The sequence below is a fragment of the Gordonia liuliyuniae genome (assembly GCF_021738805.1).
In the GTDB taxonomy this organism is placed as follows: domain Bacteria; phylum Actinomycetota; class Actinomycetes; order Mycobacteriales; family Mycobacteriaceae; genus Gordonia; species Gordonia liuliyuniae.
On record NZ_JAKKOR010000012.1, the window covers coordinates 1 to 20,934 of the forward strand.

The window sequence follows — 20,934 nt, forward strand, 5'->3', positions numbered from 1 at the left end:
GTCGGGTCACCGAACGGGTGCTCCGCGATCTCGCGGGCGGTCTCCTGACCTTCGGGGCCTTCGACGGCGACGAATGCGACGCCGTCCGGACTTGCGACTCGACCGAGTTTCATGTCCCGAAGACTATCGCACCGAATATCGTGTTCTATACTTTGAAACTACAATCTCACTATTTGGTACCCGAATCTCTACTTCGACGGTCCCGCGAAGCCGTGAACACAGGGAGGCTCCCCATGCCCGAACCGCACTCGGTCTCATCGGCCCAGCGATGGACGATGCTGGTGAGTTCCCTCGTCGCAGCGATGACGACGACGTGCGCGACTTCGGGTGTCGCATACGTCATTCCGGAACTGCACAGCGAACACGGGATGTCACTCTCGGATGCGGCGACGTTGGCCGCGATCCCGACCGTCGGTCTCACCCTGACGATCATCGTGTGGGGCGCTGCTCTCGACCGTTTCGGCGAACGTCGCGTACTGCTGGTCTCCCTGCTGGTCACGCTGGTCGGCACCATCGGCGCTCTCGTCGTCGCGGCGACCGGCGGCGGTTTCGCGGCACTCGCCGCTCCTCTGCTGCTCGGCGGGCTGGGGTCCGGCGCCGCCAACGGTGCGAGCGGACGCATCGTCGTCGGATGGTTCCCGGCGAACCAGCGGGGCACCGCGATGGGAATCCGTCAGATGGCACAGCCGCTGGGCATCGGCGTGTGCGCGCTGACGATGCCGGTGTTCGCCCAGATGTGGGGGCTGTCTGCCGCGTTCGCGGTACCGGTCGCCGTGACCGTGCTCGGCCTCGTCGCGGTCGCCGCCGCCATCGTCGACCCACCGCTGCCCGCAGCGACCGGGTCGGCCCGCGATGCCAACCCGTATCGCCGCAACACCTTCCTGCAACGGGTGCACACGGTGAGTGTCCTGTTGGTGATCCCGCAGTCAATGCTGTGGACGTTCGTCCCCGCATGGCTGATCGTCGCTCACGAGTGGACACCCCTCGCGGCGGGCGCACTGGTGACTAGCACGCAGGTGCTCGGCGCGATCGGCCGAATCGTCGCGGGCCGCGCATCCGACGTCATCGGCTCGCGGATGAAGCCGATCCGCGTGATCGCGATCGTCGCCGGCGCCTCGAGTGCCGTCCTCGCCCTCACCGACGCGATCGGCAGTCCGGTCGCGGCCGCAGTCATGGTGGTCGCGACCGTGAGCGCCGTCGCCGACAATGGGCTCGCGTTCACCGCGATCGCCGAGTTCGCCGGGCCGTCGTGGAGTGGCCGCAGCCTCGGCGTGCAGAACACCGCGCAGTACGTCGCGACGGCTGCGGGCACCGCCGGCTTCGGGCGGCTCATCGACGCGGCAGGCTATCCGGCGGCGTTTGGGATCGCTGCGATAGCGCCACTGATCGCCGTCGGGCTGGTCCCGCGCGACCCGGCTCGTCGTACCAACGAGTAGAACAGCCGATTCGGCAATTTCAGCGTAGTTCTCGCCGCATACGCGTTGGTATGACGAGAAGATCAGTTTCCGCACATACCGGACGAACAGGTCCGAGAATCGCACCATGGACACGGGGGTCTATTCACGGGGGCAGATGTTGGCGCGCTGGCCGCGAAGGGAGATCGACCGGGCGATAACCGATGGACGCCTGGTCAGTCTGCGCAGACGATGGTGGGCGAGGCTCGACGCCGACCCCGACGTCGTACGCGCTGTTCGCGCGGGCGGGGTGCTCACGTGCACGTCCGCGCTCAGAAGGCACGGGGTCTGGGTTCCACCGACCGACCGACTCCACATCCGGGGCAACGACGCGACCTCACGCCTGCGTCCGGACTGGTGCAGGCAGCACGGTCGACAACCAGCGGAATGCGAAGCGGTCGACGATCTGCCCACCGCGCTCCTACACGCGGCGCGTTGTCTGCCGTCCGAGGACTTCGTCGTCATCTGCGACTCGGTGTTGAACAGGCAGCTGATGTCGGCGACAGATCTCGCCGTTCTCTTCGCGACGCATCCGAAGTGCGTCGTCCACAGCCTCGAACTGTGTGACGGGCGCGCCGACTCGGGAACCGAGTCCATGGTACGACTTCGCCTGCGAGCACCGAACCTCAAAGTCCGGCCGCAGGTGTACATCCCGGGGGTGGGCAAAGTCGACTTCGTGGTCGGGCGATCGATGCTCATCGAAGTCGACGGCTTTGAGTATCACGCCGCCCCGCACGCCTTCGAGAACGACCGGCTCCGCGACCTGCACGCACGGGCACTCGGCTACGACCCGATCCGGCTCACCTATACGCAGGTGGTCCACCAGTGGAGCGTCGTCGGTCCGCTGCTCGCGGAGATGATTCGTCGCGGCGACCACCAGCGACGGTTGCCGACCGTCGTACCAACGCGTATCGCGCGGGAACAGGCCGTTTGAGGCGAGTCCTCACGCCATACGCGTTGGTATGACGACGCGACCTTAGACGGCGGCCAGGATCCGGTCGCCGACCTGCGACGTCGAACCGCGCGACTCGCCGCGCGACGCCACGTCGGCGGCAACCGCCTTCTCGACGCGGACCGCGCCCTCGTCATCGCCGAGATGACGCAGCAGCAGAGCCACGGACAGGATCGCGGCGGTCGGATCGGCGAGCCCCTGGCCTGCGATGTCCGGTGCGCTGCCGTGGACCGGCTCGAACATCGACGGGTTGGTGCGGGTCGCGTCGATGTTACCGGACGCGGCCAGACCGATGCCCCCGGAGACCGCGGCTGCGAGGTCGGTGATGATGTCGCCGAACAGGTTGTCGGTGACGATCACGTCGAAGCGGCCGGGATCGGTGACCATGAAGATGGTGGCGGCATCCACGTGGAGGTAGTCGGTGGCGACCTCAGGGAACTCGGCGCCGACCTCGTCGACGGTCCGGGCCCACATCGAGCCCGCGAACGTGAGCACGTTGGTCTTGTGGACCAGCGTCAGCTTCTTGCCGCGCGACTGCGCACGGACGAACGCGTCACGGACGACGCGTTCGATACCGAAGCGAGTGTTGACACTGACCTCGGTCGCGACCTCGTTCGGGGTGCCGACGCGGATGGCGCCGCCGTTGCCGGTGTACGGCCCCTCGGTGCCCTCGCGGACCACTACGAAGTCGATCGCCGGATCGCCCGCCAGCGGGGTCGTGACGCCGTCGAACAGGATCGAGGGCCGCAGGTTCACATGGTGATCGAGTACGAACCTCAGCTTCAGCAGGAAGCCGCGCTCGAGGACACCCGACGGCACCGACGGATCGCCGATCGCCCCGAGGAGGATCGCGTCGTGCTCGCGCAGCGACGCGAGGTCCTCGTCGGTGAGCAGGTCGCCGGTGGCATGGTAGCGGCGGGCACCGAAGTCGAACTCGGTGGTCTCGACCTCGGGGTGCAGTTTGCGCAGGACTTTCAATGCTTCCGCGGTGACCTCGGGACCGATCCCGTCGCCGCCGATGACGGCGAGCTTCATACTGCTCATCCGAGATCGACCTGCTTGATCAGGGTGGCCGAGACTGCGTCGCCGATCGACGCGAGCAGGTCTTCGCTGAGTTCACGATCGACACGCAGCAGCATGGTCGCACCGTCGCCGTCGGCGTCCTGAGCGAGCGCCGCGGCCTCGATGTCCACACCGGCGTCGCCGAGCAGCGAGCCGATCTTGCCGAGAGTGCCCGGCTGATCGCCGTAGCTGACGAGCAGGTTGCGACCCTGCGCGCGCAGGTCGAAGTTGCGTCCGTTGACGTTGACGATCTTCTCGACGTACCGCGGACCGGTCAGGGTGCCCGCGACGTTGACGACGCTGCCGTCGGCGAACACGGCCTTCACATCCACCTGACTGCGGTGGTTCGGGCTCTCCGATTCGGTGACGACCTCGTGGGTGACGCCGCGCTCGGATGCGACGGCCGGCGCGTTGACGAAGGTGACCGGCTCGTCGACGACGGCCGAGAACAGACCGCGGACGGCGGACAGCCCAAGGACGTCGACGGGGCTGGACGCCAGTTCGCCGCGGACCTCGACGGTCAGGCCGGTCGGCATCCCGCCCGCGACGACACCCGCGAGGAGGCCGAGCTTGCGGGACAGCTCCAGCCACGGTGCGACCTCGTCGTCGACCGGACCGCCGGTGATGTTGACGGCGTCGGGAACGAAGTGGCCGGCGAGCGCGAGCTTGACGCTTTTCGCGACGTCGGTGCCCGCGCGGTCCTGCGCCTCCGCGGTCGACGCGCCGAGGTGCGGCGTGACGACGACCTGCGGGAGCTCGAACAGCGGCGAGTCGGTGCAGGGTTCGGAGCCGTAGACGTCCAGGCCCGCGCCACGAACGCGGCCCTCGGTGATGGCGGTGGCCAGCGCGGCCTCGTCGATCAGGCCGCCACGCGCGGCATTGACGATGATGAGGTCCTTGCGGACCTTCTTGAGCTGCTCCTCGCCGATGAGACCTGCGGTCTCCTTCGTCTTGGGCAGGTGGATGGTGATGAGGTCGGCACGCTCGAGGAGTTCGTCGAGAGGCAGCAGTTCGATGCCGAGCTGTGCTGCTCGGGCCGCCGACACGTAGGGGTCGTAGGCGACGATCTTGGCTTCGAACGCGGCGAGGCGGGCTGCGACGAGCTGACCGATGCGGCCGAGGCCGATGACGCCGACAGTCTTGTCGAAGATCTCGACGCCCGAGAACGACGAACGCTTCCAGGTGTGTTCACGCAGTGTCGCGTCTGCCGCGGGGATCTGGCGGGCGGTCGACATCAGCAGCGCGATCGCGTGCTCGGCCGCCGAGTGGATGTTCGACGTCGGAGCGTTGACGACCATGACGCCGCGCTCGGTCGCCGCCGGAACGTCGACGTTGTCAAGGCCGACACCCGCGCGCGCGATGATCTTCAGCCTCTTACCCGCATCGAGGACCTCGGCGTCGACGGTGGTCGCCGAACGGACGAGGATGGCGTCAGCGTCGACGACGGCTTCGAGGAGCTTCGGGCGGTCCGGGCCGTCGACCCAGCGGACCTCGACGTCGCCGCCGAGTGCTTCCACGGTCGAAGGCGCAAGTTTGTCGGCGATCAGGACGACTGGGCGGCCGGCATCGGTCACAGGTTTCTCCAGAACTCTCGGGGACGGACGCCGTCAGGCTGCGCCGGACGACGATTCACACGCCTAGAGATTCTAGAGCCCTCAGACAGGGTCCACCCATCGACCCACCAGCGAATGTGGCGTCCGACACGCAGGGGCGGTACATTGCGAGCGTCGTATCGATTGCATCACGACCTGTGCAGGATCGCGCTCGGGGCTGGGTTCACCCAGGATCGCGCATCTAAGGTGGGGAGGTCTGCGCTACGGCGCCGGGCCCCAGGACAACACGCGAGTGGAGTGAATATGAAGAAGCTGACGATTCTCATCGCAGTCGTAACGGCTGCGATGGCGTCGCTCATCGGCATCGGGGTCGGTACCGCCGACGCCGCGGGCAAGGTCCCGCTGGGCGGAGGCTCGGGGATTCTGGTCCTCAAGGGAGGGAACACTGCTTCGGCGTGCACGGTGACCACCGTGGGACGCCCGACGTCGGGTTCGCATCGCGGCGAGTTGATTGCCGTGACGGCGGGCCACTGCGGTAAGCCGGGACAGCGGGTGCTGTCCGAGCGCTACCAGCAGCGCGGCCAGATCGGCACGTTCGCGTACAGCAGCTCGGACATCGACATCGCGGTCATCAAGTTGGATGCGTCGAAGGTCAACCCCGTGCGAACCGTCAACGGAGTGACGATCCGTCGAATCGACACGCGCGCACCGCAGTTCCCGACAGTGCTGTGCAAGACCGGCCGTACGACGGGCAAGACCTGCGGCGTCAACTGGACCTCGATCGGCGACCGCCACATCAGCCAGATGTGCGTCATCGAAGGTGATTCGGGCAGCCCCGTGGTCGTCGGCGACCGGCTCGTCGGCATGGTGAATGCGTACTACTTCCTGTCGTGCGTCGGACCCGAGACCGGAACCAGCAGCAAGGCGATCATGAAGCGCCTCAACCGCCTCGGCTACGGAGCCTTCAAGCCCGTGTAGCGGAGAGCGATTCGATAGCTCGACAAAAGCGGCGGCCTCCCCAGTGGGGAGGCCGCCGCTTTCTGCTCTCCCGCCGCCTGACAGGAGTCGAGAGTCAGCCCTGTTCGGCGAGATGCTTACGGATGACAGAGTCGGTGTGCTTGACGGCGGGCGTCACGAACTGGCCGAGGAGACCGCCGAGGACGCGCCCGGCCACACCGCCGGGCAGCGTGTAGTCGAACGCGATGTCGGCGCGTACCGTGCCCGGCTCGTCGCCGTCGGCGAAGCGCCACTGCGTGCCAGCCCCGAACCCTTTGATCGACGTCATCGTGATGAGTTCGTTCTCGATCCATTCGGTGCACTCGACCGTTGATTCGAGTGTCTTCGGTCCGACTTTGAGGACGGTCACGAACTGCGAGCCCTTGCCGCTGGTCTGCTCGGTGATCGGGCGGAACTCACTCACCCCGAACATGTACTTCGGCACGTTGCGGTAGTCGTTGACGAAGGCGAACGCGGCTTCGCGCGATCCCTCCATCGTGGTCTGGTGTCGAATCTCGGTCATCGATGCTTCTTTCGTGGTCGGAATGCCGGACGGGGTCGGTTACGTGCGGATCGGTTGCTCCAACGCGTCGCGTAACGCCTGCTCAGTCTGTCGAACAGCCTGACCGACGACGGGTTCGATGAGCGCACCCAACGCTCGACCGGCGAGTCCGCCCGGCAGGTTGTAGTCGAAGTCGACGTCGACGACCGTGTATCCGTCGTCGCCGTCGGTGAACCGCCAGCGCGTCGTCACGTCGAATCCCGCGACCGAGGACAGGACCAGCTCCTCGTTCTCGGTCCACACCGCGACTTCGAGTCGTGCGGACAGCGACTTCGGCCCTACCTTCATCACCGCGTCGTACTCGGCGCCGAGCCCCCGACTCCGGTCCCCGACCGGATCGAATGCGGTGACGCCGAACATCCACTGCGGGACGGTGTTCGGGTCGTCGACATACGCGAACACCGCACTGCGTGGCACCTGCGTGCGAACCGTGTGATGGACTCCGGGCATCATGGTCTCCTGTCAGATGTGAGCTGTTCCACGCCTACCATGCCATGCGCCACTGTCACGGTTGTCGATGGCCCCGTGGTGCGCGCGCCGGGCCCGCACATGCGTCAGGCCCCGCCCCGAGTAGTTCGGGGGCGGGGCCTGAGGCGGTACCGGGTTGAGGCCTTATGCGGTCTCGGTGATCGGACGATCGACCCAGCTCATCAGGTCACGCAACTTCTTGCCGGTGACCTCGATCGGGTGCTCGGCGTTCTGCTTGCGCAGGCCCTCGAGCTCGGTGTTGCCGTTCTCGACGTTCGCGACCAGGCGGCGGGTGAACTCGCCGGACTGGATGTCGGTCAGGATGGCCTTCATACGCTCCTTGGTGTCGGCGTCGATGACGCGCGGACCCGAGAGGTAGCCGCCGAACTCCGCGGTGTCGGACACCGAGTAGTTCATGCGGGCGATGCCGCCCTCGTACATGAGGTCGACGATGAGCTTCAGCTCGTGCAGGACCTCGAAGTAGGCCATCTCCGGCGCGTAACCGGCCTCGACCATGACCTCGAAACCGGTCTTGACCAGTTCCTCGGTGCCACCGCAGAGCACGGCCTGCTCACCGAAAAGGTCGGTCTCGGTCTCTTCCTTGAACGTGGTCTTGATGATTCCCGCGCGACCGCCGCCGATGGCGCTCGCGTAGCTGAGGGCCAGAGCCTGTCCCTCACCCTTCGGGTCCTGCTCGACGGCGATCAGGCAGGGCACGCCCTTGCCGTCGACGAACTGGCGACGAACCAGGTGGCCCGGCCCCTTCGGCGCGACCATCGCGACGGTTACGCTCGCCGGCGGCTTGATCAGGTCGAAGTGGATGTTGAGACCGTGACCGAAGAACAGCGCGTCGCCGTCCTTGAGGTTCGGCTCGATGTCCTCGGTGAAGATCTTGGCCTGGCTGGTGTCCGGAGCCAGGACCATGATGACGTCGGCCCAGGCGGACGCCTCGGCTGCGGTCATGACCTTGAGTCCCTGCTCTTCGGCCTTGGCGCGCGAGGCCGAGCCTTCGCGCAGGCCGATCGCGACGTCGACGCCCGAGTCGCGCAGCGACAGTGAGTGGGCGTGCCCCTGGCTGCCGTACCCGATGACGGCGACCTTGCGACCCTGGATGATCGACAGATCGGCGTCAGCGTCGTAGAAAAGTTCGATTGCCACAGCAATTCCCTTCGAATGGTGTTTAAGTGTTGTGCTTGTCGCAGCCCGGTCAGACGGCCGCTCGCGTCACGCCGTCGGGCGTCGGTTATCTATTGTCCCGCTAGCGGTTGGCCGACATGCTCTTGGGTCCACGACCGAGGGTCACTCCGCCGGATTGGGCGATCTCCCGGATGCCATACGGGTCCAGCATCCGAAGGAGGGCCTCGAGCTTCTCCGACGTGCCGGTCGCCTCAATCGTCACCGACTCGGGCGACACGTCGATCACCTTCGAGCGGAAGAGGTTGACCACGTCGATGACCTCGCTGCGGTTGGTCGCATCGCTGCGAACCTTGACCATCATGAGCTCACGGGAGACCGAGTTCGTCGGTTCCTGCTCGACGATCTTGATGACGTTGATCAACTTGTTGAGTTGCTTCGTCACCTGTTCCAGGGGGAAGTCGTCGACAGTGACCATGATGGTCATGCGCGAGATCCCTTTGAGTTCGGTCGGGCCGACGGCCAGCGACGCGATGTTGAATCCGCGGCGCGAGAAGAGTCCGGAGACGCGGGCGAGCACACCCGGCCGGTCCTCGACCAGAACGCTCAGCGTGTGGGTGGTGCTCACAGCGAATCCTTCCCTTCAGTGCTTGCTTGTTCTCTATCCGCTGCTTGTTCTCTATCCCCCGCTTGTTCTCTATCCCCCGCTTGTTCTCTATCCATCGCCTCGTGGATGTCGACCGGATCGGATGCCGCTTCGTCGTCGTCGAACAGCGGACGGATGTCCCGGGCGGCCATGATCTCGTCGTTGCCGGTGCCCGCTGCGACCATCGGCCACACCTGGGCGTCCTTGCCGACGATGAAGTCGATGAGGACCGGGCGGTCGTTGATCTCGCGCGCCTTGGCGATCGCCGGCGCAACGTCCTCTTCCTTGTCGACACGGATCGCGACGCAACCGAGCGCCTCGCCGAGCTTGACGAAGTCCGGGATCATTCGGCTGTGCGTCGACAGATCGGTGCTCGAATAGCGCTCCTCGTAGAACAGGGTCTGCCACTGGCGGACCATCCCGAGGTTGCCGTTGTTGATGAGTGCGACCTTGATCGGGATGCCCTCGATCGCACACGTCGCCAACTCCTGGTTGGTCATCTGGAAGCAGCCGTCGCCGTCGATCGCCCAGACCTCCTTGTCCGGAGCGGCGGCCTTTGCGCCCATCGCGGCCGGGACGGAGTAGCCCATGGTGCCCAGACCACCCGAGTTGAGCCAGGAGCGGGGCTTCTCGTATTTGACAAACTGGGCGGCCCACATCTGGTGTTGGCCGACGCCCGCGACGTAGACGGCGTCCGGACCTGCGGCCTTGCCGAGCTCCTCGATGACGAACTCCGGTGAGAGCGAACCGTCGGACTGGCCGTCGTAGCTGAGCGGGTACGTCGCACGGAGATCGTCCAGGTAGGCCATCCACGCGGTCAGGTTCGGCTTGGTGCCACCCGTCGCGAGCTCGGCGCGCAGCGCCTCCAGCAGGTCGACGAGCACGGCCTGGACGTCGCCGACGATCGGAACGTCGACGTCGCGGTTCTTGCCGATCTCCGCCGGATCGATGTCGGCGTGGATCACCTTGGCGTCGGGGGCGAACGAGTCGAGACGGCCGGTCACCCGGTCGTCGAAGCGGGCGCCGAGCGTGATCAGCAGGTCGGCACGTTGCAGCGCCGCGACGGCGCCGACCGCGCCGTGCATGCCAGGCATGCCCATGTGCAGTTCGTGGCTGTCGGGGAATGCGCCGCGCGCCATCAGAGTGGTGACGACGGGGATCCCGGTCAACTCAGCGAGTTCGAGCAGTTCCGGCGAGGCCTCGGCCTTGATGACGCCACCGCCGACGTACAGCACGGGCTGCTTGGCCTGCTGGATGAGGCGGGCCGCTTCGCGGATCTGCTTACCGTGCGGGCGGGTGACAGGACGGTAGCCGGGCAGGTCGAACTGCGGCGGCCACGAGAACGTCGTCTGCGCCTGCAGGATGTCCTTCGGGATGTCGACGAGGACGGCGCCGGGGCGGCCGCTCTCGGCGATGTAGAAGGCCTCGGCGATGACGCGCGGGATGTCTGCGGCCGAGCTCACCAGAAAGTTGTGCTTGGTGACCGGCATGGTGATCCCGGAGATGTCGGCTTCCTGGAAGCCGTCGGTGCCGATGAGCGCGCGGCCGACCTGGCCCGTGATCGCGACGACGGGGACCGAGTCCATCTGGGCGTCGGCGAGCGGAGTGACGAGGTTCGTCGCGCCCGGACCGGACGTGGCCATCATGACGCCTGCCCGACCGGCGACCTGCGCGTAGCCGGTGGCGGCGTGGCCCGCTCCCTGCTCGTGGCGGACCAGGACGTGCCGGACCTTCTCGGAGTCCAGGAGGGGGTCGTAGACCGGGAGGACGGCGCCGCCGGGAATGCCGAACACTGTTTCGACGCCGAGCTCCTCGAGAGTTCGGACCACCGACTGTGCGCCGGTGACCCGCTCGGGTGCGACTACCGCGTCGCCCGACCGCATCGACTCGGTCGACGGCGACTGCGGTCGACCCCCGGGTCCATGTGCTGCTGGAGTACTCACTGCACGTTCCTCATCCTCTAGTGCCAGCAAAAAATTTCTGACGGTCCCCCGCCGGTCCGGCCACCGAGGCAGCCGGGGTCCTGACAAGAAAAAACCCTCGACAGCGTGTGCTGGTCGAGGGGCGCGTCGTGGGTGTTTCGGAAGGGTCTACGAAGTGACCGATCAGGCGTTGACGCGCCGACCGATTACTACGAGAAGCTTCTGATCCATCACGAGGAACAAGGTAGGCCCCTGATCCGAGAGAGTCAAATCAACCGCGGGCGACGCCGAACGCCACGCATGGAACAATGGTGGCCGTGACCGACTCGGTATTCGACTTCAAGATCTCTCGACTCGCCTACGCTGGCGTACTCGTCTCCGTCCTCCTAGTGGTGATCATGATGGGCGGCTCGCTCTGGTTCGGTTTCCTGGCCGTCGTACCGGTCGCGCTCGTGTGGTGGATCAACCGTCTGCACACGCATGTGGACGCCGACGGCATCGTCGCCGTCGGCACGTTCAGCGAACAGTCGGTGTCGTGGGACGACGTCGCGGGTCTGCGCTTCCCGAAGTGGAGTTCGGTGCGCGCGGTGACTGTCGACGGCGACGACATCCGTTTGCCCGCAGTCGGCTTCGACGACGTTCCGCAGCTCTCGCTCGCGAGCGGTGGACGTGTCCCCGACCCGTTCGCCGCCGAGCGCGAAGCCCGCCGCTCCGCCCCCGATAAGCCCTGACGTCCCCGATTAAGCCCTGACGGAATCTGCACATGCCAGTGACCACGCGCGACATCGCGGAACTCATCGACGCGGCACGACTCACCGACGCCGCCCGCCAGCTGGCCGCTATGGCGCCGCAGGAAGCCGCGTCCGTCCTCGACGGTCTCGACACTCGACGCGGCACCATCGCGTTCCGACTGCTGCCGAAAGACGATGCGGTCCACGTGTTCGACGACATGTCGTCGAACACGCAGGCGCGGCTCATCGAGTCGCTCGGTACCTCCGAGGTGGTCGACGCATTCGACAACCTCGATCCCGACGACCGCGCCGAACTCCTCGACGAACTCCCCGCCACTGTCGCCAAGCGCCTGATCCGCACACTGTCGGACGTCGAGCGCGAGGCCACGTCGGTCGTCCTCGGCTTCGGCAAGAACTCGGTGGGCAGGCGGATGAGTCCCGAGTTCGTTCACGTGTACCGCGACGACACGGTCGCGCAGGGCATGGCCCGTGTCATCGAACGAGGCCACGACGCGGAGACGATCTACACGATCCCCGTCGTCGACCACGAACGCCGCCTGCACGGCGTGGTGAGCCTGCGCGATCTGCTGCTCGGCGACCCCGAGGCATCCGTCGAGGAGTACCGCCGCACCCCCGTCTACACCCATGCGACGACGTCCGCGGAGCTCGCGGCGCACCGATGCGTCGACCTCAGCCTGCCCGCGATGCCCGTCGTCGACAACGAAGATCGTCTGATCGGCATGCTGACCCTCGACGACGCGGCCGACGTGGTCGCCGCCGCCCGTGACGAGGACGCCGCCCGCGCAGGCGCGCACGAGATGTTGAAGACGCCGTACCTGCAATCGTCGGTGTTCACGATCACGCGGGCCCGCGTGGTGTGGCTGTTCGTCCTCGCCATCTCCGCGATTCTGACCGTCAACGTCCTCGAGGTGTTCGAGGGGACGTTGGAGCAGAAGGTGGCGCTGGCCCTGTTCATCCCGCTCCTGACGGGTATCGGCGGCAACACCGGATCGCAGGCTGCGACGACGGTGACCCGTGCGCTCGCGATGGACGAGGTCCGCGCGCGTGATGTGTTGCGGGTCGCAGGCAAGGAGGCACGTGTCGGCGTGATGATGGGCGCAGCTCTCGGCGTGGTGGGGTTCGCCGTCGCATCTGTCGTCTACGACACCGCCATCGGCACGGTCATCGGCGCGACCATCGTGTCGATCTGCGTCGTCGCCGCGACCGTCGGCGGCATGATGCCGCTGGTCGCGAAGATGGTCCGGGTCGATCCCGCCGTTTTCTCCACGCCGTTCATCTCCACGTTCTGTGACGCGACCGGCCTGCTCATCTACTTCACCATCGCGAAGACCGTCCTCGGCATCTGACCGGGGCCACCGTGGGCCGCGGCTGCCACACCCTTGAAGTTCCGGTCGCCCACGGGCGCGTAAACTTGCCGCACACCTGATCACAGCCCCTGACCGGGTCAGCAATCGACGTCTTTAGCGAGGATCTAACATGCCAGCCCTTCGGTCTCGCACCACCACGGTCGGCCGCGAAGCATCCGGCGCACGCGCCCTGTGGCGTGCCACCGGAATGACCGACGACGACTTCGGTAAGCCGATCGTCGCCATCGCCAACTCGTACACCCAGTTCGTCCCGGGGCACGTGCACCTCAAAGACGTCGGTGACATCGTCGCCGAGGCCGTGCAGGCTGCTGGCGGTGTGGCGAAGGAGTTCAACACGATCGCCGTCGACGACGGCATCGCGATGGGCCACGGCGGCATGCTGTACTCGTTGCCGAGTCGCGAGATCATCGCCGACTCGGTCGAATACATGGTGAACGCGCACACCGCCGACGCGCTGGTCTGCATCTCGAACTGCGACAAGATCACGCCGGGCATGCTCAACGCGGCCATGCGTCTGAACATCCCGACCGTCTTCGTCTCCGGCGGGCCGATGGAAGCTGGCACGTCGGTCGTCATCAACGGCGTCGTCCACCCGGGGACCGACCTGATCGACGCGATCTCCGCGTCCGCTGACAGCAACGTCAACGACGAGGAACTCCTCAAAGTCGAGCAGGCCGCCTGCCCCACCTGTGGTTCATGTTCGGGCATGTTCACCGCCAACTCGATGAACTGCCTCACTGAGGCGCTCGGTCTGTCCTTGCCCGGCAACGGCTCCACCCTGGCCACCCAGGTGGCTCGCCGCGACCTGTTCACCAGGGCTGGCGAGTTGATCGTCGACATCGCCAAGCGGTACTACCACGACGACGACGAGTCGGTGCTGCCGCGCAATGTCGCCACCCGCGAGGCGTTCGAGAACGCCATGGCCCTCGATGTCGCCATGGGCGGATCCACGAACACCGTCCTGCACATCCTGGCTGCCGCGCAGGAAGGCGAGATCGACTTCGATCTCGCCGACATCGACCGTGTCTCGCGCAATGTGCCGTGTCTGGCGAAGGTCGCACCGAATTCACCGAACTACTACATGGAGCACGTGCACCGCGCCGGCGGCATCCCCGCGATCCTCGGCGAACTGAACCGCGGCGGCCTGCTCAACACGAACGTCCGTCCGGTGCATTCCGCGTCGCTGGACGCGTTCCTCGCCGACTGGGACATCCGGAGCGGCACGACGACGGCCCAGGCGATCGAACTGTTCCACGCCGCGCCCGGCGGTGTCCGCACCACCGAGCCGTTCTCCACGTCGAACCGGTGGGACTCGCTCGACACCGACGCCGCGGACGGCTGCATCCGCGATGTGGCGCACGCCTACACCGCCGAGGGCGGCCTGTGCGTGCTGCGCGGGAACCTGGCGGAGAACGGCGCCGTCCTGAAGACGGCGGGCGTCGACGAGTCGCTGTGGCACTTCCAGGGCCCGGCGCGTGTCGTCGAGAGCCAGGAGGACGCCGTCCACGCCATCCTGTCGAAGGAACTCCAGGCCGGTGAAGTCCTCGTCATCCGCTATGAGGGGCCCGCGGGCGGGCCGGGCATGCAGGAGATGCTGCACCCGACGGCCTTCATGAAGGGCACCGGCATGGGTAAGAAGTGCGGGCTCGTCACTGACGGACGATTCTCCGGCGGATCGTCGGGCCTCGTCATCGGTCACGCCTCTCCCGAAGCCGCCGCAGGCGGTGACATCGGGCTGGTCGAAAACGGCGACGAGATCCTCATCGACGTCAAGACGCGCACTCTCACGATGCTCGTCGACGACGAGACGCTCGCCGACCGTCGCGCCAAGATGGAGGCCTCCGAACATCCGTGGGCCCCGCGCGACCGCGAGCGCACCGTCAGCAAGGCGCTGCGCGCCTACGCGAAACTCGCGTCGTCCGCTGACAAGGGCGCCGTCCGCGTCGTCGACTAGCTCGTGACGAGCGGGTTCGCGCCGTTGAACACGATCCAGACAGCGACGGCCACGCCGATGCCAATGATCAGCCAGACGGCCGACCCCCACGCGGGGCGCCGCGCCCACCCCCACCTGCGGTCCATCGAGTAGAGGCCCGGCCCGGTCAGGATGACCGCGGCGGCCGCGGCCGCCAGCATCACCTCGAACTCGATGCCGTTGTGGTCGCCGTCGGACGCGAAGAACCACACCCCGCCGGCGAGAGTCGCCTTGTACGTCATCGCGACGAGGATGCTCGACAGGACGGCGGCGCCCGCGATCGGCGTGAGGAGACCGAGGATCAGCAGTACGCCGCCCGCGGTCTCGCTGACGCCCGCCACCAGCGATAACGCTTTGGTGACCTTCTCGTCGAAGCCGAGGCTCGGGTCGGACGAGTGGGCGAGATAGTCAGCGAACCCGTCGGGGCCTGGACCGTTCATCCAGCCGGTCAACTTCTGCAGACCGTGGACGAGGAACACCCCGCCGAGCGCGAGACGCAAGATCAGCAGACCGAGATCGACCGTGCCGCGGCGGGCGGGCGCGACGGGCTCGGCGACCGGTCCGTCGACGGGGTCGTCGCTGAAGCGTTCGCCGCTTAAGGACGCGCCGCTGAAGGATTCGGTCTCGGGTGCGGGATCCTCGATCGGCAGGGTCGGCTGCGGCTCGATGTACGGGAGCGGATCCTGCGTGAGATGTTCGGCGGTGCGCCGCTCGCCGCGCGGGCGGTCGACTTCGTCGTCGAAGTCCTCGAACGGTTCGGTGGTCACCGGCTCGTCGGACGACCGGACCGGGATGGCGCTGCGCGGCAGGCGTGTCGTCTCCGACTCCTCGACCTCCCTCACGTCCTCAACCTCCCTCACTTCCTCGAACCGCTCGACCTCGTCGTCGTCCACGCGCTCGATGACGGCGGTGTCGTTGTCGTCGGCGGGCGACGACGCGTGCTCGATGAGCGACGTCGGCTCCCCCGCGTCGATGGCGTCGGTGACCTCAGCCGCGTCCTCCGCGGGCTGTGGGTCGGGCGCTGGGCGTCGCCGACGCTCGACCCCGTGTTGTTCGATGAAGTCGTCACGGTCGGGCCGGGGGCGACGCGGCCGTTGCCGCGGCACGCCGCCGTCCGGGTCGCGATCGTTGTCATTGGAACTACTCACATCACCGAGGTTATGCTCCCGGCACCGGCACTAGGCGCAGCGCCACCCGACGATTTGGTAACGATCGCATAGTCTGGAGTGATGCCGCTGCCATCCAGTCTCTCGCGGCGAGCCGTCACGGCGGCCGTCCTCCTCGCCACCGTTGTCGCATCCGGCGGGTGCGCGAGCTTCGATGACCAGCAGAAGACTGCCACCCAAGGCACGTTCAGCGAGGTGCCGGACGACGCGCAACAGGTGGCGCCGCCGAGCCCTCAGCCGGAGGAGCCCGTCGACCCGCCGACCGGCCCGTGCGTCGACCCGAATCCGTCGGTCGTCGCGACATGTCTGAACCAGACGTCCGGTGTACGACCCGCAGACGCCGAGGGAAAGACCACGTACGTCGCCGAACGCACCACCGGCAAGATCATCGTCTCCAAGCGGTACGGTCCGCAGCGGGCGGTGGCGACGGTCGACGTCGACGGTTCCGGCGACGGCGGGCTCGTCGACTTCGAGTTGTCGCCGACGTGGACGGAAGACCAGATGATCTTCGCGCTCATCACCACGCCGTCCGATAACCGTGTCGTCCGCATCGCACCGACCGGCTCGGTCAAGCCCGTGTTGACGGGCATCCCCAAGGGCGCGACCGGCAACATGGGGTCGATCACGTTCACCGGGCCGAACACGTTGACGGTCGCCACCGGCGACGCCGGGGACCCCGGTGCGACGCAGGACCGTTCGTCGTTGGCGGGCAAGGTATTCGAGATCAACCCGAACCAGCCGGCCCCGCGGCCGAAGATCGTCGCGAGCGGCCTGGGCTCCAATGTCGCGCTGTGCCCCGATCCGGAGGGCGGCCAACTGTACGTGGCCGACAGCGGGCAGTCCGGCGACCGGCTGTCGATCGTCGCCCAGAACTCGTTGAAGACCTTGTGGACGTGGGCCGACCGGCCCGGCCTGACCGGCTGCGCCACCGGTACTGACACGATCTCGGTGGCCGTCGGCGCCAAGAAGCGCATCGACGTGTTCACCAAACCGGATGGTGCGAACCCCGTCCTCGGCGAACCCTCCGAAGAGGATCTGGCGAAGGCCTACGGTGCGATCGGTCGTTTGACGACCCTCGGCGGCTCGATTCAGCTGGCTACGATCAACAAGACGGTGCCCGGCATGTCGACGAAGTCGTACGACGACCGGGTTGCCATCTATACCCCGAAGGGCGGCGGAGCCGAGGACCGCACATAGGCGGACCGCTCTTCCGTCGTGCCCGGTCGTCCCCGCCGGTGGCTCGGAGCTTGCGTCGCAGGGGTGTGGTCTGACGCGAAGTTACTGGGCGCCGCAGGCGGCGAGGACGAGTTCCTTGACACGGGCCGGGTCGGCCTGGCCGCGGGTCGCCTTCATGACGTCGCCGACGATCTTGCCTGCGGCCTGCACTTTGCCGCCACGGATCTTGTCCGCGATGTCCGGGTTAGCGGCGAGCGCGTCGTCGACTGCCTTCTGCAGTGCGGAGTCGTCGCGCACCACTTCCAGACCGCGGTCGGCGACGATCTGCGCGGGCTCGCCTTCCCCGTCGAGCACCGCGGTGACGACCTGCTGAGCCAGCTTGTTGGTGAGTTTGCCCTCTTCGACGAGGCCGATGACCTCGGCGACCTGCGTCGGCGTGATCGACAGTTCCGCCAACTCGACGCCGCGACTGTTGGCCTGCTGCGCGAGGAACGACACCCACCAGCTGCGGGCGGCGGACGCGGACACGCCAGCTTCCGCGGTCTCGATGATCAGGTCGACGGCTCCGACGTTCACCAGGTCGCGCATCACCTCGTCGGAGACGCCCCAGTCCTCCTGGATGCGAGCGCGCCGGATCCACGGGAGTTCGGGAAGCGTCGCACGGATCGACTCGACCCAGGCCGGGTCGGCGACCACCGGCGGCAGATCCGGCTCCGGGAAGTAGCGGTAGTCTTCGGCCGTCTCCTTGCGGCGGCCCGCGGAGGTGGTCCCGTCCGCCTCCTGGAAGTGGCGGGTCTCCTGGATCACTTCACCGCCCGCCGTCAGGACGGCGCCCTGACGCTGCATCTCGAAGCGGACCGCCGTCTCGACGCTGCGCAGCGAGTTCACGTTCTTCGTCTCGGTACGCGTGCCGAACTCGGCCGCGTCCTTGCGCATGAGCGACAGGTTCGCATCGCACCGCATCGACCCCTGGTCCATCCGAACGTCCGAGACGTTGAGTGACTTGAGCAGGTCGCGGAGCGCGGTCACGTAGGCGCGCGCCACTTCCGGAGCACGCTCCCCTGCGCCCTCGATCGGGCGGGTCACGATCTCCACGAGCGGAACCCCCGCACGGTTGTAGTCGAGCAGCGAGTGGCTGGCGCCATGGATGCGGCCCGTGCTTCCGCCGATGTGCAGCGACTTACCGGTGTCTTCCTCCATATGCGCGCGCTCGATCTCCACCCGCCAGGTGGTGCCGTCGTTCAGGACGACGTCGAGGTGCCCGTCGTACGCGATCGGCTCGTCGTACTGGCTGATCTGGTAGTTCTTCGGCTGATCCGGGTAGAAGTAGTTCTTCCGCGCGAACACGCTCGACTCGCGGATCGAACAGTTCAACGCCAGCCCGATCTTGACCGCGGACTCGATGGCCGTGGCGTTCGCGACCGGCAGCGCGCCGGGCAGCGCCAGGCACGACGGACACACCTGCGCGTTCGGGTCACCGCCGAACGTCGTCGGGCACCCGCAGAACATCTTGGTCTCGGTGCCGAGTTCGACGTGGACCTCCATGCCCATCACCGGGTCGAAATTCTCGATGACGTCGTCGAAGTCCATCAGATCGTCGGTAGCCGCACTCATGCGCTCCATCGTATCTGGGGGTCGATATCGGGGATCGCACCGATGCCCCGATCACGGTCCCGCTCGTAACGTGGACGGCATACGGAGCGCACGAAGCGCCCCGAACGACCGCCCCGAATAACGAGGAGAAGACCCGCCATGAGCTTGCCCCCGTACACCTCCGACCCCACCGTCCCCGCACAGCCGCGCCGACTGCACCGATCGCGCACCGACCGGAAGATCGCGGGCGTCGCAGGCGGTCTCGCCGACTACTTCGGCGTCGACTCGACCTGGGTGCGGATCGCATTCGTCGCGTCGATCCTCCTGCCGGGTCCGCAAGTGCTCCTCTACCTGATCCTGTGGCTGGTAATCCCGCAGGACTGACGTTCTCGACCCGTGGGACGACCACATCACCCGAAGATCGCGCGAGCACCTCGGTAGTGGTCGAGCGGGACTGTCTTGGTGTGGCCGACAGCGTCGGCGAACGGGACCCGGACAATGTCCATGCCGCGCAGCGCGACCATCTGGCCCCACGCCTCGTCGGCGACGAGATCGCTGACGGCCTGGCCGAACCTGGTGCCGAGCACACGGTCCCATGCGGACGGGACGCCGCCGCGCTGAATGTGACCGAGGACGGTCGCGCGCGTCTCGATCCCCGTCCGCTCCTCGATGAGCGGTGCCAGGATCTCGCCAATCCCACCCAGCCGGGGCCGATTGAAACCGTCGAGTCCCCGGTCCGAGTAGGCTTCGCCCATCTCGGGCAGCGTGAACCCCTCGGCGACGACGACCATCGGCGAGCGGCCGCGGTCGCGGACGCTCTCCACCCACTCGCAGACCTGGTCGAGGCTCTCCGACTGTTCGGGGATCAAGATCGCGTGGGCGCCGCCCGCCGTCCCGGCGTACATCGCGATCCAGCCTGCGTGGCGTCCCATCACCTCCAACACCATGCAACGTTGATGAGAGTTGCCGGTGGTGCGGAGTCGGTCGACCGCCTCGGTCGCGATCTCGACGGCTGTGTTGAAACCGAATGTGTAATCGGTGGCAACGAGATCGTTGTCGATCGTCTTGGGCACGCCGACGATCGGCACCCCGTCCTCGCGCAGCCGGTTGGCCGCGGCCATCGTGCCGTCGCCGCCGATCGCGATCACCGCGTCGACATCCAGGCGACGCATGTGCGCGAGGATGTTGTCCGGCGTCCCGTCCGGTTCGGTGTACGGACCGAATCGGCTGGTCCCCAGGATCGTCCCGCCCTGCTGTGAGATGCCGCGGACGACACTGCGTTCGAGAGGCATCACGTCGCCGTAGACCAGCCCACGGAAACCGCCCCGGTAGCCGACGAACTCCTGACCGTGCACCATCTCGCCCTGCAGGACTGTTCCGCGGATCACCGCGTTGAGGCCGGGGCAGTCCCCGCCGGACGTCAGAATCCCGAATCTCGCCATAGTCGTCTCCCTCGCTGTCCGTCGGACTCTATGACAACACGAGTACACCGTCCCGGCAGCGCGGTGACGCTACTTCAGTCCGTTCTCGTAGGCGAAGACGACGGCCTGCGCCCGGTCGCGCAGCCCCAACTTGGTCAGCACATTGCTGACGTGTGACTTGACGGTTTGCTCGGACACGAAGAGCGCGACGGCGATCTCAGCATTCGACTTACCGTCCGCGACCGTTTCCAGGACTTCCCGTTCGCGCGGTGTCAATACGTTCACCGCGGGTGACGCGGTCTTCACCGTGCGTGAGGTGACATCGGCGATCAACCGTTTGGTCACCGACGGCGCGAGGAGCGCGTCACCGGCGGCGACCACCCGGACTGCGCGCACAAGTTCGTCGGCGGGCGCGTCCTTCAACATGAAACCCGACGCACCGATCCGCAACGCCGAATACACGTAGTCGTCGATGTCGAACGTCGTCAACATGAGGACACGCGTCGACGACCCACTCGAGATGATCTGCTGCGCGGCCCACAGCCCGTCGCGGCGCGGCATCCGCACGTCCATCAGGACGACGTCGGGCTGTAGACGTTTGCAGACGTCGACAGCCTCGACCCCGTCCTGGGCGTCGCCGAGCACGGAGACGCCGTCCGCTGCCCCGAGCAGCGCCGCGAACCCGGCGCGCACCATCGCTTGATCGTCCGCGATCACCACGGTCACACTCACCCGAGT

The 20,934-nt window shown here is 67.0% G+C and carries 20 protein-coding genes; 8 read left to right on the top strand and 12 right to left on the bottom strand.

Features of this window, described 5'->3' with window-relative positions; translation table 11 throughout:
- A partial coding sequence (locus L5G33_RS15890; protein ID WP_236999386.1) for an Rv2993c-like domain-containing protein occupies positions 1–113 on the bottom strand: 113 nt, incomplete at its 3' end.
- A 120-nt stretch (positions 114–233) separates the two neighbouring features.
- On the opposite strand from L5G33_RS15890, the gene L5G33_RS15895 reads away from it, so the two are divergent.
- Complete coding sequence (locus L5G33_RS15895) at positions 234–1,436, top strand: MFS transporter (RefSeq protein ID WP_236998737.1); 1,203 nt, start codon at positions 234–236, stop codon at positions 1,434–1,436.
- Between the two features lie 106 nt (positions 1,437–1,542).
- Positions 1,543–2,388 (top strand): endonuclease domain-containing protein, encoded by an 846-nt coding sequence (locus L5G33_RS15900; RefSeq protein ID WP_236998738.1) that lies wholly within the window; start codon positions 1,543–1,545, stop codon positions 2,386–2,388.
- A 42-nt stretch (positions 2,389–2,430) separates the two neighbouring features.
- Here the strand turns inward: L5G33_RS15900 and L5G33_RS15905 are convergent, their stop codons facing one another.
- Both L5G33_RS15905 and serA read right to left on the bottom strand, forming a co-directional pair.
- Positions 2,431–3,441, bottom strand: a complete 1,011-nt coding sequence (locus tag L5G33_RS15905; protein ID WP_236998770.1) for a 3-isopropylmalate dehydrogenase — start codon at positions 3,439–3,441, stop codon at positions 2,431–2,433.
- 5 nt (positions 3,442–3,446) lie between these two features.
- On the bottom strand, positions 3,447–5,042 hold the full coding sequence (serA, locus tag L5G33_RS15910; RefSeq protein ID WP_236998739.1) for a phosphoglycerate dehydrogenase: 1,596 nt from the start codon (positions 5,040–5,042) through the stop codon (positions 3,447–3,449).
- A 282-nt stretch (positions 5,043–5,324) separates the two neighbouring features.
- Here serA and L5G33_RS15915 point away from each other — a divergent pair, with 282 nt between their 5' ends.
- A complete protein-coding gene (locus L5G33_RS15915) occupies positions 5,325–5,999 on the top strand; it encodes a trypsin-like serine protease (RefSeq protein WP_236998740.1) in 675 nt (224 codons plus the stop codon).
- A 94-nt stretch (positions 6,000–6,093) separates the two neighbouring features.
- Here the strand turns inward: L5G33_RS15915 and L5G33_RS15920 are convergent, their stop codons facing one another.
- The 5 genes from L5G33_RS15920 to L5G33_RS15940 all read right to left on the bottom strand — a co-directional run bounded on the left by L5G33_RS15920 (position 6,094) and on the right by L5G33_RS15940 (position 10,710).
- A complete protein-coding gene (locus L5G33_RS15920) occupies positions 6,094–6,540 on the bottom strand; it encodes an SRPBCC family protein (protein ID WP_236998772.1) in 447 nt (148 codons plus the stop codon).
- A 39-nt stretch (positions 6,541–6,579) separates the two neighbouring features.
- Positions 6,580–7,029, bottom strand: a complete 450-nt coding sequence (locus tag L5G33_RS15925; RefSeq protein WP_236998773.1) for an SRPBCC family protein — start codon at positions 7,027–7,029, stop codon at positions 6,580–6,582.
- Between the two features lie 162 nt (positions 7,030–7,191).
- Entirely contained in the window at positions 7,192–8,205 is a 1,014-nt protein-coding gene (gene ilvC, locus L5G33_RS15930) for a ketol-acid reductoisomerase (RefSeq protein ID WP_236998774.1), read from the bottom strand.
- A gap of 100 nt (positions 8,206–8,305) precedes the next feature.
- On the bottom strand, positions 8,306–8,809 hold the full coding sequence (ilvN, locus tag L5G33_RS15935) for an acetolactate synthase small subunit (protein WP_236998775.1): 504 nt from the start codon (positions 8,807–8,809) through the stop codon (positions 8,306–8,308).
- Entirely contained in the window at positions 8,806–10,710 is a 1,905-nt protein-coding gene (locus tag L5G33_RS15940) for an acetolactate synthase large subunit (RefSeq protein ID WP_236998802.1), read from the bottom strand. The genes ilvN and L5G33_RS15940 overlap by 4 nt, the downstream gene beginning before the upstream one ends.
- A 347-nt stretch (positions 10,711–11,057) precedes the next feature.
- Here L5G33_RS15940 and L5G33_RS15945 point away from each other — a divergent pair, with 347 nt between their 5' ends.
- The 3 genes from L5G33_RS15945 to ilvD all read left to right on the top strand — a co-directional run bounded on the left by L5G33_RS15945 (position 11,058) and on the right by ilvD (position 14,822).
- Positions 11,058–11,480: a PH domain-containing protein gene (locus tag L5G33_RS15945; RefSeq protein ID WP_236998776.1), complete on the top strand. Its 423-nt coding sequence runs from the start codon at positions 11,058–11,060 to the stop codon at positions 11,478–11,480.
- A gap of 32 nt (positions 11,481–11,512) precedes the next feature.
- Positions 11,513–12,847: a magnesium transporter gene (gene mgtE, locus L5G33_RS15950; RefSeq protein ID WP_236998777.1), complete on the top strand. Its 1,335-nt coding sequence runs from the start codon at positions 11,513–11,515 to the stop codon at positions 12,845–12,847.
- A 130-nt stretch (positions 12,848–12,977) separates the two neighbouring features.
- Positions 12,978–14,822 carry a dihydroxy-acid dehydratase gene (ilvD, locus tag L5G33_RS15955; protein WP_236998778.1) on the top strand — a complete coding sequence of 615 codons (1,845 nt, stop codon included), beginning with the start codon at positions 12,978–12,980 and terminating at the stop codon, positions 14,820–14,822.
- Here ilvD and L5G33_RS19460 read toward each other — a convergent pair.
- Positions 14,819–15,988: a DoxX family protein gene (locus L5G33_RS19460; protein ID WP_236998779.1), complete on the bottom strand. Its 1,170-nt coding sequence runs from the start codon at positions 15,986–15,988 to the stop codon at positions 14,819–14,821. The genes ilvD and L5G33_RS19460 overlap by 4 nt on opposite strands.
- 81 nt (positions 15,989–16,069) lie before the next feature.
- On the opposite strand from L5G33_RS19460, the gene L5G33_RS15965 reads away from it, so the two are divergent.
- Positions 16,070–17,203: a PQQ-dependent sugar dehydrogenase gene (locus L5G33_RS15965; RefSeq protein ID WP_236998780.1), complete on the top strand. Its 1,134-nt coding sequence runs from the start codon at positions 16,070–16,072 to the stop codon at positions 17,201–17,203.
- An 81-nt stretch (positions 17,204–17,284) separates the two neighbouring features.
- Here the strand turns inward: L5G33_RS15965 and gatB are convergent, their stop codons facing one another.
- Positions 17,285–18,796, bottom strand: coding sequence for an Asp-tRNA(Asn)/Glu-tRNA(Gln) amidotransferase subunit GatB (gene gatB / locus L5G33_RS15970; RefSeq protein WP_236998781.1), 1,512 nt, complete (start codon positions 18,794–18,796; stop codon positions 17,285–17,287).
- 138 nt (positions 18,797–18,934) lie between these two features.
- Here gatB and L5G33_RS15975 point away from each other — a divergent pair, with 138 nt between their 5' ends.
- Entirely contained in the window at positions 18,935–19,159 is a 225-nt protein-coding gene (locus L5G33_RS15975; RefSeq protein WP_236998782.1) for a PspC domain-containing protein, read from the top strand.
- A gap of 26 nt (positions 19,160–19,185) precedes the next feature.
- Here L5G33_RS15975 and L5G33_RS15980 read toward each other — a convergent pair whose 3' ends face one another.
- Together L5G33_RS15980 and L5G33_RS15985 are read right to left on the bottom strand one after the other, a co-directional pair.
- Positions 19,186–20,217, bottom strand: a complete 1,032-nt coding sequence (locus L5G33_RS15980; RefSeq protein ID WP_236998783.1) for a 6-phosphofructokinase — start codon at positions 20,215–20,217, stop codon at positions 19,186–19,188.
- A gap of 69 nt (positions 20,218–20,286) precedes the next feature.
- Positions 20,287–20,928 carry a response regulator gene (locus tag L5G33_RS15985; protein WP_236998784.1) on the bottom strand — a complete coding sequence of 214 codons (642 nt, stop codon included), beginning with the start codon at positions 20,926–20,928 and terminating at the stop codon, positions 20,287–20,289.
- Positions 20,929–20,934: the final 6 nt, after the last annotated feature.

Excerpts from the sequence above, each read along its gene's own strand:
- L5G33_RS15895 (WP_236998737.1), top strand. The coding sequence starts at position 234 with ATGCCCGAACCGCACTCGGTCTCATCGGCCCAGCGATGGACGATGCTG.
- L5G33_RS15900 (WP_236998738.1), top strand. The coding sequence starts at position 1,543 with ATGGACACGGGGGTCTATTCACGGGGGCAGATGTTGGCGCGCTGGCCG.
- L5G33_RS15905 (WP_236998770.1), bottom strand. The coding sequence starts at position 3,441 with ATGAAGCTCGCCGTCATCGGCGGCGACGGGATCGGTCCCGAGGTCACC.
- L5G33_RS15915 (WP_236998740.1), top strand. The coding sequence starts at position 5,325 with ATGAAGAAGCTGACGATTCTCATCGCAGTCGTAACGGCTGCGATGGCG.
- L5G33_RS15920 (WP_236998772.1), bottom strand. The coding sequence starts at position 6,540 with ATGACCGAGATTCGACACCAGACCACGATGGAGGGATCGCGCGAAGCC.
- L5G33_RS15925 (WP_236998773.1), bottom strand. The coding sequence starts at position 7,029 with ATGCCCGGAGTCCATCACACGGTTCGCACGCAGGTGCCACGCAGTGCG.
- L5G33_RS15940 (WP_236998802.1), bottom strand. The coding sequence starts at position 10,710 with ATGCGGTCGGGCGACGCGGTAGTCGCACCCGAGCGGGTCACCGGCGCA.
- L5G33_RS15945 (WP_236998776.1), top strand. The coding sequence starts at position 11,058 with ATGGTGGCCGTGACCGACTCGGTATTCGACTTCAAGATCTCTCGACTC.
- mgtE (WP_236998777.1), top strand. The coding sequence starts at position 11,513 with ATGCCAGTGACCACGCGCGACATCGCGGAACTCATCGACGCGGCACGA.
- ilvD (WP_236998778.1), top strand. The coding sequence starts at position 12,978 with ATGCCAGCCCTTCGGTCTCGCACCACCACGGTCGGCCGCGAAGCATCC.
- L5G33_RS15965 (WP_236998780.1), top strand. The coding sequence starts at position 16,070 with ATGCCGCTGCCATCCAGTCTCTCGCGGCGAGCCGTCACGGCGGCCGTC.
- gatB (WP_236998781.1), bottom strand. The coding sequence starts at position 18,796 with ATGAGTGCGGCTACCGACGATCTGATGGACTTCGACGACGTCATCGAG.
- L5G33_RS15975 (WP_236998782.1), top strand. The coding sequence starts at position 18,935 with ATGAGCTTGCCCCCGTACACCTCCGACCCCACCGTCCCCGCACAGCCG.
- L5G33_RS15980 (WP_236998783.1), bottom strand. The coding sequence starts at position 20,217 with ATGGCGAGATTCGGGATTCTGACGTCCGGCGGGGACTGCCCCGGCCTC.